Here is a 17208-nt window from a genome sequence, read left to right on the forward strand (position 1 = left end):
AATTGATATATTTTCTTTCTTATTCGTAAAAAATTTTAAAAATATATCAAAAAGTAAAAAACTCTATCAGATCTATGTCTGATAGAGTTTTTAGCTTATTTCTGAGTTTCTTTGGCACGGTGTTTTTCAGGATTCCAAACAAAGCTAGCTACATATGAGAAAGCCATGGTCAAAAGTACCGCAATGATAGCCACAATACCGAGAGGTACTCGGTAAATATAAGTCAAAGGATTGGGTTTCTTGCCTGTTTGATAACTCAAAGCTTCCTCATCAAGGCGATCAAATTCAGACTGGATACGACGAGCAACCTCTTGGATATTTTCGTCATTCAAACGCTTCAAATCTGAAATATCAATGGGATTACCATAGTTCATATCCACACGTTCACCTGTCAAGAGCCCCTTGAGTTCACGAGGTCCTTGATAGACAACCGGCATAATCTTAACCTTAGCCATCTTAGCGATAACTGCAACCCCACCCTTAACATCAGATGAATGGCGGCTACCACTTGGGAACATAATCAAACTACGGTTACTCTTCTTAAGCATGTTAACAGGGTACTTGATAGCTTCTTGACCAGGATTTTCACGGTCAATTGGGAAGGCTCCACACATACGGATCCACCAACCAAAGATACGACTCTTGAAGAGTTCTTTCTTAGCCATGAAAATAAACTGCTTAGGACGAGCTGAAAAAGCCATATAAACAGGGTCCCACCAAGTTCGGTGCGGAGCAACCAAGATATAGTTTTCGTCCTTGTTCAATAATTTATCGCGATTGTGGTAATGGGCATTCCCATTGATAATCCATAGAAGGAAGACAACAAGCCCACGTAAATAAGCGTAAAACACGTTTTTACCTCTTTTTCTACAATTTTTTTACTATTATACCAAAAAAAGGAGCGCTTTTTTCATCGAATTTCTTTGTAAACTATTGAAAATGGTGTGGCACTTTCTAATAGTTTGAGCTATAATGTAACTATGAAAAAAAGTATTGAGATTATAGGGAAAAATAGAAAGGCACTTAATCTTTGCCTTATTATTGCAAACTTGGCTGTTCTGGCTATCCTAGGATTTGTCCTATTCCAACGCCATAACACGAAATCTGAACAAGTAGCCAAGGCTGAAAAGACTGAACAAGTCGCTAATAGCACAAGCTCATCTTCAGAAAAAGCTAAAAAAGAGGATAAAACACAACTCAAAAAAGGAAGCAACCACAGCATTGAGGCGTCTGACTACGCCTATGATGTCACTGCCGTTAATAACACTATCCGAGGGAAATCAGATGATGTTAAGGGTAAGGTAGTCTTTTTAACCTTTGATGATGGGATTGATCCCACTTTGACACCACAAGTCATGGATATTCTGAAAGAGTATGGCGTTCACGCAACCTTCTTCCACATCGGCTATACCATCACACCTGAAAATGGGGACATCCTCAAACGTCAAATTACTGAAGGACATGCCATTGCCAACCACAGTCTTAGCCATAATTTCAATCTGCTTTATCCAGGACGTGTTCCTAACCAAAGTCAGATTGTTTCTGAGGTTAACCAAACCAATGCCAATTTCCAAGCTATCTTAGGCAAGGACTTCAAGACAAGAATTTTCCGTTATCCTGGTGGTCATATGTCATGGCAAGGTCTAGAAAGTACTGATCATGCTCTCGCCAAGGAAGATATCCAGTGGATTGACTGGAACATGCTCTGTGGAGATGCAGAACCACTCTCTGTTCGTCCAACCACATCTGAAAGCATGATGGCTTATATGGACGGTTCACAGAAATATTTCCCTGAAACTACTGTTAAAGTTGTACTAATGCACGATACAGCTGGTAAGGAGCTCACTGTTCAGACCCTTCCACAAATTATCGAATACTTCAAAAATCAAGGATATACCTTCGGTGTCCTAGAGTAATCACTCGCAACAGTTCCTTTGGGAGCTGTTTTTTGTTACAATAAAAACTATGACAAATCCAATTTTAAAAGATGGAGAACGCATTGACCAGCTCTTCTCCACAGATGTGAAAATCATTCAAAATAAGGAGGTCTTCAGCTACTCTATTGATAGCGTCCTCCTCTCTCGGTTTCCAAAAATTCCAAAGAAGGGATTAATCGTCGACCTCTGTTCGGGAAATGGTGCCGTTGGCCTCTTTGCCAGCACACGCACTGAGGCACCGATTACCTTGGTTGAGTTGCAAGAACGCCTGGCTGATATGGCCAAGCGTTCCGTAACTCTTAATCAACTAGAGAATCAAGTGACTGTTGTCAATGACGACCTAAAAAATTTGCTTGACCATGCCCCACGATCTCAGGTGGACCTTATCCTCTGTAACCCTCCCTACTTTAAGGCAACAGAAACGTCTAAGAAAAATCTGTCAGAGCACTACCTCTTGGCACGCCACGAAATTACGACCAATTTAGAAGAAATTTTCCAGGTCGCTCGTCATGCCCTCAAATCTAATGGACGCATTGCTATGGTACATCGCCCTGACCGCTTCTTGGATATCATTGACACCATGCGCCAGTACAATCTAGCACCTAAACGCATCCAGTTTATCTATCCTAAGATGGGACGTGAGGCAAATATGCTCCTGATTGAAGCCATTAAAGACGGCTCGACAGATGGCTTGAAAATCCTTCCACCACTCTTTGTGCATAAGGAAAATGGCGATTATACTGACGAAATCTTTGAGATTTACTTTGGAAAAAAAGACTGAGGGTGAGTCCTAAACGATGACAGAAAAGGATAGCAAGGCCTACATGTATGTGGTTGAGTGTGCCGACGGCACCCTCTATACAGGCTACACCACAGACGTCGAACGCCGCCTCAAAACCCATAACTCAGGCAAGGGCGCTAAGTATACCAGAGCTCGCCTACCAGTTAAACTCCTCTACTCAGAAGTCTTCGCCAGCAAGCCTGAAGCCATGAGCGCCGAAGCACTCTTTAAGAAAAAAAGCCGAGAGAAAAAACTGGCCTATATCAAAGAACACACGAAAAAATAACCGTGTGTTTTTTGACTTTACTTGATACAACTACTTCTACTTTCTCATAATAACTATTTTACACTCATAATGTTTGCGCTTTCATAAAAAAAAACACTATAATGTAGATGAAAATAGAAATATAAATTGAAAATTTTATGTTTCTTAATGGCATGTTTTCACGAGCCTTGAAAATACTTACTTATCTTCAATAAGCTAGAAAAGAGGAAATAATATGAAAAACAAGATTTCTCACAAATTTCTACTTTCCATAATCACCGTGTCCTCATTGGTATTACTTGGAGCATGTTCAACTTCTAGTCAGAAACAGACTAGCGAAACGAAACCAACAGTAGAAAGCAGTAAAGTTAGGAGCTCGTCTAGTAAGATTAAGTCATCGACGAAAGATAGTAGTAAAGCTTCAAGTTCAAGTAAACAAACGAAAGATTCTTCAAATAATGCATCTTCTAACTCAAACTCATTACAAAATAATAATGATGCCTCCTCCTCAGTTGCTTCGAACAACAGCCAGCCATCATCACCATCATCGTCACAATCTACAAGTAACTCACCATCTACTCAAGAACAACCTACCAAAGATAGTGCAACAACTACCCCAATCGATAGTGGTATCTCAATATCTGGTAGCTATCAAACAACTCAACAAACTCCGGTGAAAAATTCACCAAGTACAAATGCACCTGTTGAATTCTATCTTGATGCCGGTTCTAATGTTAACTATGATATGAAAGTTGTTCAAGATGGTCATGAATGGTTGTCTTACATTAGTACTAGTGGTATTAGACGCTATGTCCAAGCTGATAACAATTCAGTAACAACTCCAGTAGATAGTGGTACCTCAGTATCCGGTAGTTATCAAACTGTACAACAAACCCCAGTGAAAAATTCACCTAGTGTAAATGCACCTATTGAATTCTACCTCGATCCTGGCTCTAACGTTAACTATGACATGAAAGTCACAGAAGATGGACACGAATGGTTGTCTTACATTAGTTCAAGTGGCATTAGAAGATATGTTCAGGTGAATTGATTTGATTTTTAAACGTTTAGCTTACTTTGTTATCATTTAGTTTTGTACCAATAATCTAAAAAATGAAGTCATTCTATTTTTGTACGCCAAGCAATCAACAAGTGAGATTCCCCGCTGTGAGAAAAGTAGCTGAAACTTTGAAAAAGTTCGCTGACGTCCGCACTCACCTGAGGAAAGTTTCAAAAAATAAGTATATAAAAAAACGCTCTATTTTCATAGAGCGTTTTCATTGTTTATTTATCACCCTTGTTACGGATAACAAAGCCGTTTTTCTTTTCACTTGAGGTACGGTGTGGGCGTTTGTTGCCATGGTTTTCAAAGTCACGGCTATTCTTCTTAGACTTGCGTTTGAAGTCACGACGGCCACCGTCTCGGTCATCGCGGTTACGGTCGCCACGGTATCCACCACGACGGTTGTTATCGCGACCGCGGTTGCCACGGCCACCTTTGCCGCCTTTACCGCCAAAGCCACCACCTGATGGTTTGAATGGCAATGGTTTTTCACGTGCGATTTCCACTTCTGGCATTGTCTCTGGATCTTGAACGGTCAAGCTCAAGATGTAAAGCGCCAATTCTTCAGGTGTGAATTCTTGAGCCAATTTAACCGCATCGCCCTTGAACTTGTCAAAGTTAGAACGGATAGCTTCATCCGCAAAGTCACGTTCAATCTTCTTAAGGGCAACTTTCTTCTTAGCCTGGAAGGCTTCTTGAGCTGTTGGTGGCTTAAGACCTTTCATGCGTTTCTTAGTCAAGTTTTCGATGATTCCCAAGTAACCCATTTCGTTTGGAGCAACGAAAGTAATCGATTGACCTGATTGGCCTGCACGTCCTGTACGTCCAATACGGTGAACATAGCTTTCTGGATCTTGTGGGATATCGTAGTTGTAGACGTGAGTAACACCTGAAATGTCAAGACCACGCGCCGCAACGTCTGTGGCAACCAAGATATCGATTTGGTCGTTCTTGAAGTCACGGATAACACGGAGACGTTTGTTTTGGTCAAGGTCACCGTGGATACCTTCTGCACGGAAACCACGAAGTTTCAAACCACGTGTCAACTCGTCCACACGACGTTTGGTACGTCCAAAGACGATTGACAATTCAGGTTGGTCAACATCCATAAGACGAGTCATGGTATCGAACTTCTCTTGTTCCTTCACTCGGATAAAGTATTGGTCAACGTTAACATTGGTCAATTCTTTAGCCTTGATTTTCACATGCTCAGGATCTTTCATGAACTGAACGCCAATACGTTTGATAGCATCAGGCATAGTTGCTGAGAAGAGAAGGGTTTGACGTTCTTCTGGCACTCGGCTAATGATAGCTTCAATATCTTCAAGGAAGCCCATGTTAAGCATTTCATCAGCTTCATCCAAAATCAAAGTCTCGATATTATTGAGTTTAAGAGCCTTACGTTTGATAAGGTCAAGGAGACGACCTGGTGTCCCTACTACAATATGGGCACCTGAACGGAGGGCCTTGATTTGTTTCTCAATGCTAGAACCGCCGTAGACTGAGCGAACCTTAACGCCCTTATCACGGCCAAAACGGAAAAGCTCTTCTTGAGATTGCACTGCCAACTCACGTGTTGGGGCAATCACAAGGGCTTGGATTGTATTTTCTTCTGTACGAATTTTATCTAGGGTCGGCAAACCAAAGGCAGCTGTTTTACCAGTACCAGTTTGGGCCTGACCAATAACATCCTTACCTTCAAGAGCGAGTGGAATCGTCAACTCTTGGATAGGTGATGGCTTTTCAAAACCAGCAGCTACAACAGCTGATTGGATGTCTTCTGATAGGTTTAAATCTGTAAATTTCAAAGTATTCTTCTTTCTATTTGAAGGCGGTGCGAAGCCACCTTATGAGACTTGGTTGTGTAGTATGTTAACTACCTGTATTTAATAGTCGTTTATTTTAACAACTCATCTAGTCTATCATATTTAAGAATAAAAAGACAGTGAATAACGTTTTAAAACCGCCTCCAATTTGAGAAGACGGTTTCACTCACTAATTATTATTTATGGACCAACCAACGCAGGTAGCGGGCCAAGACCAAACAAAGAATCGCACTACCGATAATGATGAAAATCCAGGCTGGACTGACAGTCATAAACGGTAGAGGAACATTCATCCCAAAGAAACCGGTAATAACGGCAAGCACTCCTAAAAGTACCTCAATAATGGTCAGATTGCTCAAGTTGTTGTTCAGGTTGTTGTTTAGGATATTGTTATAAGAACCTGATAGTTGCTGTAAGACCTTAGAAATGAGGTCCGTCATGGCTACTAACTGTCTAGCTTCAATCATGGCATCGTCAAACTGTTCTTTTTCGACCTCATTGAGACGACGATAAATGGCGTGCCCCTTGATGTGTTCCAATAGAAGACGGTTTTGTGTGGCTGCAGCCACCAAATAGACCATGCCTGTTTCCAAATCTGAAAGATCGTAAAGATTCTTACTTGTCGTGGTCTGCCTTAGACGTCGACTAACCTCATCTTTTTGCTGATCCAAACGTTCAATGACGGGATAGTAGGCATTTGAAATCATCTCAAGTCCTGCAAAGAGCAATTTGTAGATAGACAAATCCTCATGGTTATCCACATAATCTTGCATCTTGCTTATCACATAAGCGTTATCCTCGTTACTAATGGTCACCAAACGTGTATCTTGAACAATAAAGGTCAGAGGAATGGTTTCATAGTATTCCTTGTCCTTCTCAAGCGCCAGAACGTTATAGATAAAGGTGATTGTCCCAGTCTCACGGTTGTAGTCCATGTGGGCTCGTTCATTTTTATCCAAAGCATACTCTATGGTTTCCTGATCAATATCATACTTGGTATAAAGATAGGATTGCTCAGAAATAATATCTGAGTCAATATTAATCCAGTGACGCTTATAACCCAGTTCTTTTTCAATAAACATTTTTCTTCCTCATTACTCAAGCACTGCTGCTGCCAAAGCTTGTTGGATTTCAAAGACATTATTATCACTCTTAAATTGAAGGACCTCTGCAGGCTCAAGTGCTGATGAAATCCAAATCTTAAGTTCAGCATCTAGGTCAAAGTGGCCCGAGCTCTCTACAGTGAAACGAGAGATTGAGTGATAAGGGATAGACTTGTAAGAAGTCTTCTTCCCTGTAACACCTTGTTTATCGACTAAAATCAAGCGTTTCTCTGTAAAGACAATCAGGTCACGAACAAGGACATAGGCTAACTCCACTTGTTCACCTGGAATTAAGATACCCTCCAATTGACGCTCAACCTTATCATTATCTTTTTTAGATGCATTGCCAAGCAGTCCTGAAAAAAGTCCCATAGTTATTTCTCCTTTTTTATTGTAAAGATAATCCTTGCTTTAACTATACCACAATTTTAGGATTTCAGACACTTGCAGAAATGGGTTTCTGGTAGTACAATTAAGGAGTCACAAGAGGAGCAATTGCTGAGAATGGCTAGCTTGAATTTTTTTCAAGACTTGCCTAAACTCTTACCACCTGATCAGGTTAGGACCTGCGTAGGGATGTGTCTCAAAATAGATTGAAATAGAGGAACTTCTATGACGTCGTTTTGATGTGGCAAAAATAGCCAATCAAGACGATTGGTATAGGAGGTTTTTTTATGTCGAAAACAAATATTCGGCCAATGATTGAGGTTGCCCTTTTTGCAACCATTGCTTATATCCTGGACCTAGTTACCCAGCCCATGTCACTAGGCCCTTGGATTTCCCTTTCCTTTAAGATGGTACCCATCTTTCTCCTCAGTTTTCGCTGGGGCTTAAAGGCTGGTGCTATGGGCGGTCTTATCTGGGGGCTACTTCAAGTGGTGACAGGACAGGCAGCCGGTGGTTGGCTAACCTTAACACAAGGTTTTCTGGAGTATTTTGTCGCCTTTAGTCTGATTGGTATCAGTGGTGTGGTCAAACCAGCCCTTGATAAAGCCATTAAAGAAGGTAATAAAGTCAAGTCTCTGATGGTGATTACTGAGGGGATTCTGCTTGGTAGCTTTGCTCGTTACCTCATTCACTTTATAGCCGGTGTCATCTTTTGGGGAAGCTATGCCCCTAAAGGACAAAGCCCTTATCTCTATTCATTTATTATCAATAGCTCATCCTTCCTTGGAGAAACATTGGCCAGCCTCATCGTTTTCTTCGCCCTACAACGATTCCTAGGCAGATTACTCAATACGGAAAAATAAAAGAAACCATAGGACAGTCTTAAGTGGCAGTCCTATGGTTTTTCTTGTTTATATAAAAAACAGCAATTATTGCCTATTCACAGTAATAACCTCACTTTTGTTTTACTGTTTTTTATGTTAAGATACAAAAAAAATATATGTTCCCATATATGCAAACTGGAGGTTTCCCATGCAAAAATTTGGAGATATTTTTAAAAAATTTCGTGAATCAAGAGGGATACGATTAAAAGATGTCGCAAAAGCTGGTATCTCGACATCTCAACTGTCTCGTTTTGAAAAAGGTCAGACAGACTTAACCATTACAAAGTTTATGTTGATATTGGACGAGATTAACATGCCTATTGACGAATTCATGTATGCTGTCCATGATTTTCATCGGGATGAACTGAATGAACTATTAGCAAAGATTCAGCTTTTTGTATCGACTCATGATATTAATGGATTAAAGAAACTACTTAATTCCCAACTAAAATCAGAACCTAAACGAGAAAAATTTCATCACATTAATACTATTTTATTAAAAATTCGCTTACAGGATTTATCGGGAGAAAGCTATTATACACAGCAGGACCTAACCGATTTAACCGATTATCTATTTAGTGTTGAGTACTGGGGTTATTATGAATTATTGATTTTTGCAAATACCTTAGATGTGTTGAACCATGAGACTCTTATGGTTTTGGCAAAGGAGATGTCTAGAAGGTCTGATTTTTACAAAGAGATTCCTAATAATCGACGCATGATATCAACCATGTTATTAAATGTTTATATTACATGTATAGAAAGAGGAGAGCTCATTGATGCACTGTATTTCGAAAAACAATTAAACCAATGCTTTTTTATCGAGACTGAAATTTATGAACGATTGGTTTTTCAATATGCACAAAATTATTATCAATATAAAAAAGAAGGAAGCAATCAGTCTATTATCGAAATGAAGAAATGTATTGATGCCATGAAATTGGCAGGGAGCAAGAATATTGCAAAGACTTATGAAGCGCATTTGAAAAAATTGATAGATAAAAATAGTTAGCAAGCATATATGGGAATTTATTAAATAAGCTTATTATTCTTGTAAAATTATTTAAAAATATGTGTGAATCCAATTTCATTTCCAGATTTGGTAACCAATATGGAGAAACGATATGTCTAAATCCTTTCTGAAATTACTTATCTCTCAGTTATTTGCTAACTTAGCTGACATTTTTCTCAGGGTATCTCTCATTGCAAATATCTACGTCATTACAAAATCCGTTATTGCAACCTCAATGGTTCCGATTCTAATCGGATTGTCAGCTTTCGTGGCAAGCCTTCTGGTGCCATTAGTAACTAAAAAACTAGCCTTAAATAGAGTGCTTTCATTCACTCAATGTGGAAAGACTTTTTTATTAGCAATACTCCTTGTAATGCTCATTAAGGCTCAATTTGTTCCAGCCTTAGGAATGTATATCTTTGTTGTCGCTATTTCTATCTTAGATGGCTTTGCGTCACCCGTATCTTATGCCATGATTCCTAGATATGCCACAAATTTGGGAAAGGCAAATGCTGCCTTATCAATGAGTGGTGAGGGAGTACAATTGATTGGTTGGGGACTGGGCGGTCTCTTATATACTTCGCTTGGTCTTTTTCCCACACTGTTGATAGTCTTACTCCTTTATCTCCTTTCCACTTTTATGATGCTCTTTCTTCCTCAGGCCAAAATAGAGCAGTTAGAAGCGGAGACAAATCTTGATACTCTAGTAAAAGGATGGAAGTTAGTTGCAAAAAATCCTAAATTAAAGTTATTTGTTCAAGCAAATTTATTAGAGGACTTCTCAAATACAATCTGGGTATCGTCTGTAATCCTTGTTTTTGTAACCGAGGTGTTAAAACAAACTGAAAGTTACTGGGGCTACTCAAATACAGCCTATTCCCTTGGTATCATTTTAGGTGGAATAATTGTCTACAAACTATCCGAAAAGTTTTTAGCCCATAAGTGGAAAAGTATTCTCTTTTCACTCTTAGCAATGGCGACCATCACAGCCAGTATCCTCTTTTTCTCAAACACACAAACATTTTTAATTTTCTCAAGTTTAATCGGCTTCTTTTCTCAGTTAAAAGAAGTACCTGAAAGTGTCTTTCTTCAGGAAACTGTCGATGAAAATCAGTTAGTACATGTTTATTCTGTATTTGAAGTCATTTCAACCCTTGCTTTTTCAGTTTTCGTCTTTCTGATGAGTTCTATTACTGAAAAATTTGGAATTACAACAAGTTTCTGGCTATCAACAATTTGCATACTTTTAGAAGCTGGCTTGATTTATCATAATCGTGATTATCTAAAGTAATTAATCATAGGTATACTTGATAACTATTAGGTTTATAAAAAATATAGGACTATCTGATTAGATAGTCCTATATTTTGTGTTGTTTTAGAGATGTGACGTAGATATCATTATTAAGATGTTACGACACGAAGTCAGACGAATCGATATTATTCGTCTGACGTAGTTAGTGAGACGGCTAGCTAGACACAAGATAGTGGCTAGCGTCAAAAGATGAACGATTTACATAAACTATACATAGCATTACGACATGAGAAAACGGAAACGATTATTTTCCGTTTTCGAGTTAGTAAGGGACTTAGCCACTGTCCCATAGGACGTGGCGTAGATTGCTTAGGCTATGAAATAGCCAAGCAATCTTAGTACATTACATCTTCTCTTCCAATGTTACATCAGGATATTTATCCGCAAACCAACGGAGGGCAAAGTCATTTTCAAAGAGGAAGACTGGTTGGTCAAAGCGGTCTTTGGCCAAGATATTTCGGCTTGATGACATGCGTTCATCGAGGTCCTCAGGTTGAATCCAACGCACAGTCTTTTTACCCATTGGTGTCATAACGACTTCGGCATTGTATTCATTTTCCATACGGTGTTTGAAGACTTCAAACTGAAGTTGACCAACGGCACCAAGCATGTATTCGCCTGTTTGGTAGTTGGTGTAGAGCTGGATGGCTCCTTCTTGCACCAATTGTTCGATTCCTTTGTGGAAGGACTTCTGTTTCATGACGTTTTTAGCAGAAACTTTCATGAACAACTCAGGCGTAAAGGTTGGTAGTGGCTCAAATTCAAATTTGTTTTTACCTACAGTAAGGGTATCACCAACTTGGTAAGTTCCTGTATCGTAAACCCCGATAATATCTCCAGCAACGGCATTTTCGACATTTTCACGAGATTCGGCCATGAACTGAGTGACGTTAGAGAGCTTATCTCCTTTACCTGTGCGGGTTAGATTAACACTCATACCACGCTCAAATTCACCAGAAACGATACGAACGAAGGCAATACGGTCACGGTGACGTGGGTCCATATTGGCTTGGATTTTGAAAACAAAACCAGAGAAATCCTTGTTGAGAGGATCAATCTCGTCACCATCCACTGTCTTGTGACCATGTGGTTCTGGTGCAAATTTGAGGAAGGTATCGAGGAAGGTTTGAACCCCAAAGTTAGTAAGGGCAGAACCGAAGAAGACCGGTGTCAATTCACCAGCTAAAATAGCTTCTTCTGAGAATTCATTACCCGCTTCTGTCAAGAGTTCAATATCTTCTTTAGCTTGCTCATAGAATGGGTTGTTGGCAAAAAGAGTATCACCATCTTCAATCTTGGCAAAGCGCTCATCACCTTTGTAAAGCTCCAAGCGTTCGTTATAAAGGTCGTAAAGTCCTTCGAAAGCTTTACCCATACCGATAGGCCAGTTCATTGGGTAACTGGCAATACCAAGCACTTCTTCCAACTCTTCCAAGAGGTCAAGTGGCTCACGTCCATCACGGTCCAATTTGTTCATGAAGGTGAAGACAGGAATCCCACGGTGTTTGACAACTTCGAAAAGTTTTTTGGTTTGGGCCTCGATACCTTTGGCTGAGTCAACAACCATGACGGCAGCATCAACCGCCATAAGGGTACGGTAGGTATCTTCTGAGAAGTCCTCGTGCCCTGGGGTATCAAGGATATTGACACGTTTACCCGCATAGTCAAACTGCATCACAGATGAGGTTACTGAGATACCACGTTGTTTCTCAATATCCATCCAGTCTGATTTGGCAAAATTTCCGGTTTTCTTACCTTTTACGGTACCAGCTTCACGGATTTCACCCCCAAAGTAAAGCAATTGTTCAGTGATTGTTGTTTTACCGGCATCGGGGTGAGAGATGATGGCAAAAGTACGGCGTTTTTTGATTTCGTCTTGAATGCTCATAGTTTTCTTTCTTCTTTAAAAATTATCTTTTTGTTACTTTTCCTTAGTGGTATGGATGTCAGCAGCTTCTTTGTAAATCTCAAAAATCCCATGTCCCAGAGCTACTAATGGCAATAGGTTTTTTACCAGAACGAAAAGCAAGATCGTTGTAGCTCTTCTTTCAGAAAATTTCTGTCTTTTGAAAGCTACATTTGTTGTCGAGGCTTGCGATAATTCTCGCAGGCACAGCTCTTTTATTATATCCAAATTACAGTGTGAAAGCAATTCTGAAAGCGTTTTGTGTTAGAATAAAACAAATAAAATGACAAAGCACGCTACCAACTTTCTGATAGCGTATTTCTTCATTTATTTAATATTTCTCTTCAAAACGCTCCAGACCTTTTTTCATGATTATCATGAGAATAACCAGAGCTCCTGAAACAGCAAGGTATTTGACAAGTAAGGGGGTTCCCATAATAAATGGTGTGTGTTTAAGCATGCCATAGTTTCCACCGATGGTCTGATTAACTATTACAAGACCTAGGTTCAGTAATAAGGTAGCCACCACAATCAGCCGCTTGCTGATGGGATGGATTTTATAACTGTTAAAAATGACATTGAGGCTATTGACCAGTAGGGCATAGTGACCAATTAGGAAAGAAAAGCCTGTGATATGTGGAAACTCATAGGGATCAAATACTGGATAAATCAATGCACAGTATGTCCCGACAACTCCCATAATAGCGAAATAGCTCTTTATTCTACTATTTTTCAGGAGGAGAACAGCAAACATAGCCATGCGGCAATGGTAAAGGGGCAGACTAATATACAGAGGAAAGCCCTGCCAGAGGTACCAGGTATAAAGGGCAAAGAGTTAAATGGCTTGGATAGTGAGAAAGGTCCAACGCCATATCTTATTCTTATACCAACGCCAGCTCAAGTAACTCAGAAGTACCATCGCCAAAAGCATAAGCAAATAATAGGGTAAAGGTATCTGGGGTGGATGAGTTTGGGTGGTTGTCAAAAAATCCTTCATTCTCTTCTCCTGCTGAAATTACTATGCCTGCTATTATATCAAATTTCAGGGTAAAGCAAAAACCTGCTTTAGAAAGCAGGTTAGAGAACTTAATCCTTGGCTTGGAGTTTTTCCACAACCTTAGCTAGATTCATAGAGTTAGAGCCCTTGAGCAAGATTTGATCGTGCTCACCTAGGCTTTCTTTGATTTGTTTGACCATAGCGTCAAATTGGTCTTCGTCAGCTGTTTTCTTGAAATAATAAACATGACCAAGAGGGAACATTTGGCTAGCAAGTTGTGACAATTCTGCAATGTCTTCACCGTAGAAAATCACCGTATCAATAGCATCTGGTGTCAGACTTAGTATCATCTGCGTGTGAAGTTGCACAGACTGTTCACCGAGTTCTTTCATATCAGCTAGGACAGCCATTTTCTTGCCTCCTTCATTCTTAGGAATAGCTGAGAAGGTCTCCAAAATGAGCTTCATGGCTGTTGGATTGGCATTGTAGACATCTGAAAGGATATCGGCACCGTTAGCTGCTTTTTTCCATTCAGTACGGTTTTTTGTAAGCTGCAAGTTAGCAAGAGCTGAGAGGATATTTTCCTCAGTTACACCCAAGTGTTTTGCGACATAGGCAGCAACCATGGCATTTGTGGCATTGTATTTTCCAGTGACTGGCAAGGTAACTTGTCCGTCTAGGAAGTTTGTTGAGAAGGTGAGGTGGTCTTTGAACTCTGTCAACTCAGAGACCGTAAGCTCCGCACCATCCCCAAAGCGTACCACGTCAAGATTGCTTGGCAAGAATGGATCGACGATAGAATCACTAGGTACAAGCAAGAGGCTACCATCAGGCATACCGTCTTGCATTTGCATTTTACCTTGAGCAATCTTGTCACGGCTACCAAAGAATTCCAAATGAGCCTCTCCGATTAAGGTAACAACAGCTGTTTTTGGTTTCGCCAAGGTTGACAAGAGGTGAATGTCTCCCATGTGGTCTTGCCCCATCTCAAGGACGATTTTCTCCGTATCGTCAGGCATGTGTAGGGCAGTATAAGGAAGACCAATCTCATTGTTGTAATTACCTTGTGTCTTGTAAGTACGATAGGTTGTGGCCAAGATATCATGAATCATGTCCTTGGTCGTTGTCTTACCGTTAGAACCAGTCACAGCAATAACGTCAACACCAGTCTTTTCAAGATAGTAGGCAGCCAGTTTTTGGAAGGCTTCAAGAGCATCATCAACTAGGATATAGGCTTGATCAGCCGATAATTCTTTTTCTGTGAATGTCGCTAGAGCACCATTTTCAAAGGCTGTTTGGATAAAATCATGTCCATCACGCGCACCTTTGAGCGGCAAAAAGAGGTCGCCCGCTGTAATCTTACGGCTATCAAACTCAATCTGGTTAATGGCAACATCTTCATAGGCTGTGACATCATTTTTAGCGCCAACAACCTTGGCAATTTCATGGAGTGTCAGTTTCATCTTAAAATCCTCTGTTTTATTTTTACAAGTCTGGCAAGAAATAAGATTTTCTTGCCCGCAATCACTCCCAATTATATCACAAATCAGGCTAGCTTTTGCTTGGGAGATGAATTTGTTACAATGGTTGATGAAAGGATTAGGCATGACAAAGAAAAAATTAATCAACCTCTCTAAAGGAGAGGAAAATATAAATAGCGACTGCCAAAGTATTGAAGAACCCAAAGGATGGCGCTTTAATTGGAGAAAGATAATCCCACTAGAGCCAACATCTGAATTGATTATCTTAGTGCTGCTTGCACTGCTTTGGGGTGGCTTTTATTATTATGATCATTATACAGTCAATGAAGATAACATATATGGTCTCTGGCAGTCTAATCATCATAAGTTAGCGATTTCCTATAAGCATATTCGGAAACGAGGAAATATCGACTGGCAAGTCGTACAGGATGGTAAGTATATTATCTATGCTGCTAGAACTCACCCAGTCAAACGGCTTAATGACGGAACTCTTCACATGGAGCTCTACACTGTGGAAGGCTACCTGACAGACCTACCCACCAAGGACGGCTTCAGCTATATGGATTTCTATCTTCGCAAAAACAATTATCTTACCTATGACGGTGAGTCCTACAAGCGTATCAATTCTGGAAACAAGTCCATCACTTGGAAAGATGGTTCTACCAGCCCTTATGGTGAACGAAAAACCACTATAGATGAGGTTTTTGAAGCCCTCTATTTGATACTTATGGGGATTTGCTCAGTTCTTATCATTACAGAGGCTCGGCAAAAGAGGAGAGAAAAACTAAGTGAGACACCAATCAAAAAGAAAATACGCTGACCGAAAGAAACTCAATCGAAAGTATCATTCACAAAAAGCATATCGAAAAGAACAAAAACGTAAAACCGGATGGCGAGCACGCTGGGATAAATTTACAGACCGTTTAGCCAACATTTTTGGGATATGTTTCCTACTCATGATACCGATTTTCATCGTTTATATGATTTTCTTTGACGATGGGGTTTCTAAAGATGGTATCTACGGTCTGTGGCAATCTGAAAATCATAAGATTGCCATATCATATGAAGAAGGTTCAAAGGGAAGTAAGCGTGATTGGGACATTGTTCAAGATGGAAATGTCCTCATTAAAGATGCACGCGTTGATGATATTAAACGCTTAGAGGATGGCACCCTCTACATTGAAGTTTATGCCAAGGAAAGTCTGTTTTCAGACCTTCCCACAAAGAACGGCTACAACTATTTAAATATGTATGTCCGTAAAGACAATTATTTGACCTATGATGGCGAATCCTACAAACGGATTGATGATGAAAACAAGAGCATTACCTGGAATGATGGTTCAAAATCCCTTTATGGTCAACGAATAACCTTGTTTGATCGTCTGAAACCTTATATCGTATTTGGAATTATTGGTTCTATGATTTTGTATGTCATTTTTGTCGATTGGAGAATAAAAAGAAATCTAAAAAGGAAAAATAGGCTAAATGAGGCATCAACTAAAGAGAAAATACGCTGACCGACAGAAAATTAATATAAGTGACCATTCACAAAATGAATATCGAAGAACACAAAAGTACAAAACTGGATGGCGAGCACGTTGGGGTAAATTCAAAGACCGTTTAGTCAAGATTTTGAGTATTTGTTTTCTAATCATGGTACCTATAGTCAACATCTATATTAGATTCTTTTATGATGGTATCAGTGAAAATAGTATCTACGGGCTATGGCAGTCTGAAAACCACAAGCTTGCTATTTCCTATAACGAAGGAGGAAGAAGTCGTAAGTACGATTGGGAGATTGTACAAGATGGAAAACTCCTTATCAAAAATGCTCGAACTCAGAAAACTAAAGGTCTTAAAGATGGAACCATTTACATTGAAGTTTACGCCAAGGAAAGTCTGTTTTCAGACCTTCCCACAAAGCACGGCTATAACTATTTGAATATGTATGTACGGAAGGATCATTATTTGACTTATAATGATGAGTCCTACAAAAGGATTGATGATAGGGACAAAATCATTACTTGGAAAGATGGCTCTACCTCGGTCTATGGTGAACGCAAAACTTTTTTTGATTATATTGACTCTTTTCTTTTTTGGGGAATGGTGGAAACCGCTTTCTTGTCAATTATTGTCATTGGGTGGAGAAACATAAAAAGCAAAAAGGTGAGAAAAAAATCACCCTAAAACAAAACAACCACTCCTGCTTATATCTAGCTCAGCTAGAAGCAGGAGTGGTTGTTTTATTCTTGTT

At 39.8% G+C, this 17208-nt stretch carries 16 protein-coding genes, 1 pseudogene and 1 riboswitch; of the genes and pseudogenes, 10 read left to right on the forward strand and 7 right to left on the reverse strand.

The window, feature by feature from the left end:
• Positions 1 to 95: 95 nt before the first annotated feature.
• Complete coding sequence (locus ACWPVZ_RS09775; RefSeq protein WP_002948862.1) at positions 96 to 851, reverse strand: lysophospholipid acyltransferase family protein; 756 nt, start codon at positions 849 to 851, stop codon at positions 96 to 98.
• A gap of 129 nt (positions 852 to 980) precedes the next feature.
• Here ACWPVZ_RS09775 and ACWPVZ_RS09780 point away from each other — a divergent pair, with 129 nt between their 5' ends.
• The 4 genes from ACWPVZ_RS09780 (at position 981) to ACWPVZ_RS09795 (ending at position 4034) form a co-directional block, all read left to right on the forward strand.
• Positions 981 to 1916 carry a polysaccharide deacetylase family protein gene (locus tag ACWPVZ_RS09780; protein ID WP_155124360.1) on the forward strand — a complete coding sequence of 312 codons (936 nt, stop codon included), beginning with the start codon at positions 981 to 983 and terminating at the stop codon, positions 1914 to 1916.
• Between the two features lie 49 nt (positions 1917 to 1965).
• On the forward strand, positions 1966 to 2718 hold the full coding sequence (locus ACWPVZ_RS09785) for a tRNA1(Val) (adenine(37)-N6)-methyltransferase (protein WP_002891568.1): 753 nt from the start codon (positions 1966 to 1968) through the stop codon (positions 2716 to 2718).
• 16 nt (positions 2719 to 2734) lie between these two features.
• The gene (locus ACWPVZ_RS09790; protein ID WP_302223453.1) at positions 2735 to 3004 is read left to right on the forward strand and encodes a GIY-YIG nuclease family protein; all 270 of its coding nucleotides are present in this window, start codon (positions 2735 to 2737) and stop codon (positions 3002 to 3004) included.
• Between the two features lie 214 nt (positions 3005 to 3218).
• Entirely contained in the window at positions 3219 to 4034 is an 816-nt protein-coding gene (locus ACWPVZ_RS09795) for an SH3 domain-containing protein (protein ID WP_454381915.1), read from the forward strand.
• A gap of 233 nt (positions 4035 to 4267) precedes the next feature.
• On the opposite strand, the gene ACWPVZ_RS09800 is transcribed toward ACWPVZ_RS09795, so the two are convergent.
• The 3 genes from ACWPVZ_RS09800 to ACWPVZ_RS09810 form a co-directional block, all read right to left on the reverse strand.
• Positions 4268 to 5854: a DEAD/DEAH box helicase gene (locus ACWPVZ_RS09800; protein ID WP_008535313.1), complete on the reverse strand. Its 1587-nt coding sequence runs from the start codon at positions 5852 to 5854 to the stop codon at positions 4268 to 4270.
• A gap of 194 nt (positions 5855 to 6048) precedes the next feature.
• The gene (locus ACWPVZ_RS09805) at positions 6049 to 6954 is read right to left on the reverse strand and encodes a magnesium transporter CorA family protein (protein ID WP_148512912.1); all 906 of its coding nucleotides are present in this window, start codon (positions 6952 to 6954) and stop codon (positions 6049 to 6051) included.
• 12 nt (positions 6955 to 6966) lie between these two features.
• Positions 6967 to 7347: a PH domain-containing protein gene (locus tag ACWPVZ_RS09810; RefSeq protein ID WP_021152428.1), complete on the reverse strand. Its 381-nt coding sequence runs from the start codon at positions 7345 to 7347 to the stop codon at positions 6967 to 6969.
• A 103-nt stretch (positions 7348 to 7450) separates the two neighbouring features.
• Positions 7451 to 7569: riboswitch (TPP riboswitch) on the forward strand.
• Between the two features lie 80 nt (positions 7570 to 7649).
• On the opposite strand from ACWPVZ_RS09810, the gene thiT reads away from it, so the two are divergent.
• The 3 genes from thiT to ACWPVZ_RS09825 all read left to right on the forward strand — a co-directional run bounded on the left by thiT (position 7650) and on the right by ACWPVZ_RS09825 (position 10549).
• Positions 7650 to 8225 carry an energy-coupled thiamine transporter ThiT gene (gene thiT / locus ACWPVZ_RS09815; RefSeq protein WP_073689546.1) on the forward strand — a complete coding sequence of 192 codons (576 nt, stop codon included), beginning with the start codon at positions 7650 to 7652 and terminating at the stop codon, positions 8223 to 8225.
• A 169-nt stretch (positions 8226 to 8394) separates the two neighbouring features.
• Entirely contained in the window at positions 8395 to 9258 is an 864-nt protein-coding gene (locus ACWPVZ_RS09820) for a helix-turn-helix domain-containing protein (RefSeq protein ID WP_064520739.1), read from the forward strand.
• Positions 9259 to 9370: 112 nt separating this feature from the next.
• Complete coding sequence (locus ACWPVZ_RS09825; RefSeq protein ID WP_454381916.1) at positions 9371 to 10549, forward strand: ryptide export MFS transporter; 1179 nt, start codon at positions 9371 to 9373, stop codon at positions 10547 to 10549.
• 364 nt (positions 10550 to 10913) lie between these two features.
• Here the strand turns inward: ACWPVZ_RS09825 and ACWPVZ_RS09830 are convergent, their stop codons facing one another.
• The 3 genes and pseudogenes from ACWPVZ_RS09830 to ACWPVZ_RS09840 all read right to left on the reverse strand — a co-directional run bounded on the left by ACWPVZ_RS09830 (position 10914) and on the right by ACWPVZ_RS09840 (position 14936).
• A complete protein-coding gene (locus ACWPVZ_RS09830; protein ID WP_454381917.1) occupies positions 10914 to 12458 on the reverse strand; it encodes a peptide chain release factor 3 in 1545 nt (514 codons plus the stop codon).
• A gap of 349 nt (positions 12459 to 12807) precedes the next feature.
• A pseudogene (locus ACWPVZ_RS09835) lies at positions 12808 to 13473 on the reverse strand (YwaF family protein).
• An 89-nt stretch (positions 13474 to 13562) separates the two neighbouring features.
• Positions 13563 to 14936 carry a UDP-N-acetylmuramoyl-tripeptide--D-alanyl-D-alanine ligase gene (locus ACWPVZ_RS09840; RefSeq protein WP_454381918.1) on the reverse strand — a complete coding sequence of 458 codons (1374 nt, stop codon included), beginning with the start codon at positions 14934 to 14936 and terminating at the stop codon, positions 13563 to 13565.
• 142 nt (positions 14937 to 15078) lie between these two features.
• On the opposite strand from ACWPVZ_RS09840, the gene ACWPVZ_RS09845 reads away from it, so the two are divergent.
• The 3 genes from ACWPVZ_RS09845 to ACWPVZ_RS09855 are packed head-to-tail and all read left to right on the forward strand — an operon-like array spanning position 15079 to position 17141.
• On the forward strand, positions 15079 to 15774 hold the full coding sequence (locus ACWPVZ_RS09845) for a hypothetical protein (protein WP_454381919.1): 696 nt from the start codon (positions 15079 to 15081) through the stop codon (positions 15772 to 15774).
• Complete coding sequence (locus ACWPVZ_RS09850) at positions 15743 to 16471, forward strand: hypothetical protein (protein WP_048673841.1); 729 nt, start codon at positions 15743 to 15745, stop codon at positions 16469 to 16471. The genes ACWPVZ_RS09845 and ACWPVZ_RS09850 overlap by 32 nt, the downstream gene beginning before the upstream one ends.
• Positions 16440 to 17141 carry a hypothetical protein gene (locus tag ACWPVZ_RS09855; RefSeq protein ID WP_048673843.1) on the forward strand — a complete coding sequence of 234 codons (702 nt, stop codon included), beginning with the start codon at positions 16440 to 16442 and terminating at the stop codon, positions 17139 to 17141. The genes ACWPVZ_RS09850 and ACWPVZ_RS09855 overlap by 32 nt, the downstream gene beginning before the upstream one ends.
• The last annotated feature ends 67 nt before the right edge of the window (positions 17142 to 17208 follow it).

Source organism: Streptococcus sp. Marseille-Q6379 (assembly GCF_965119505.1).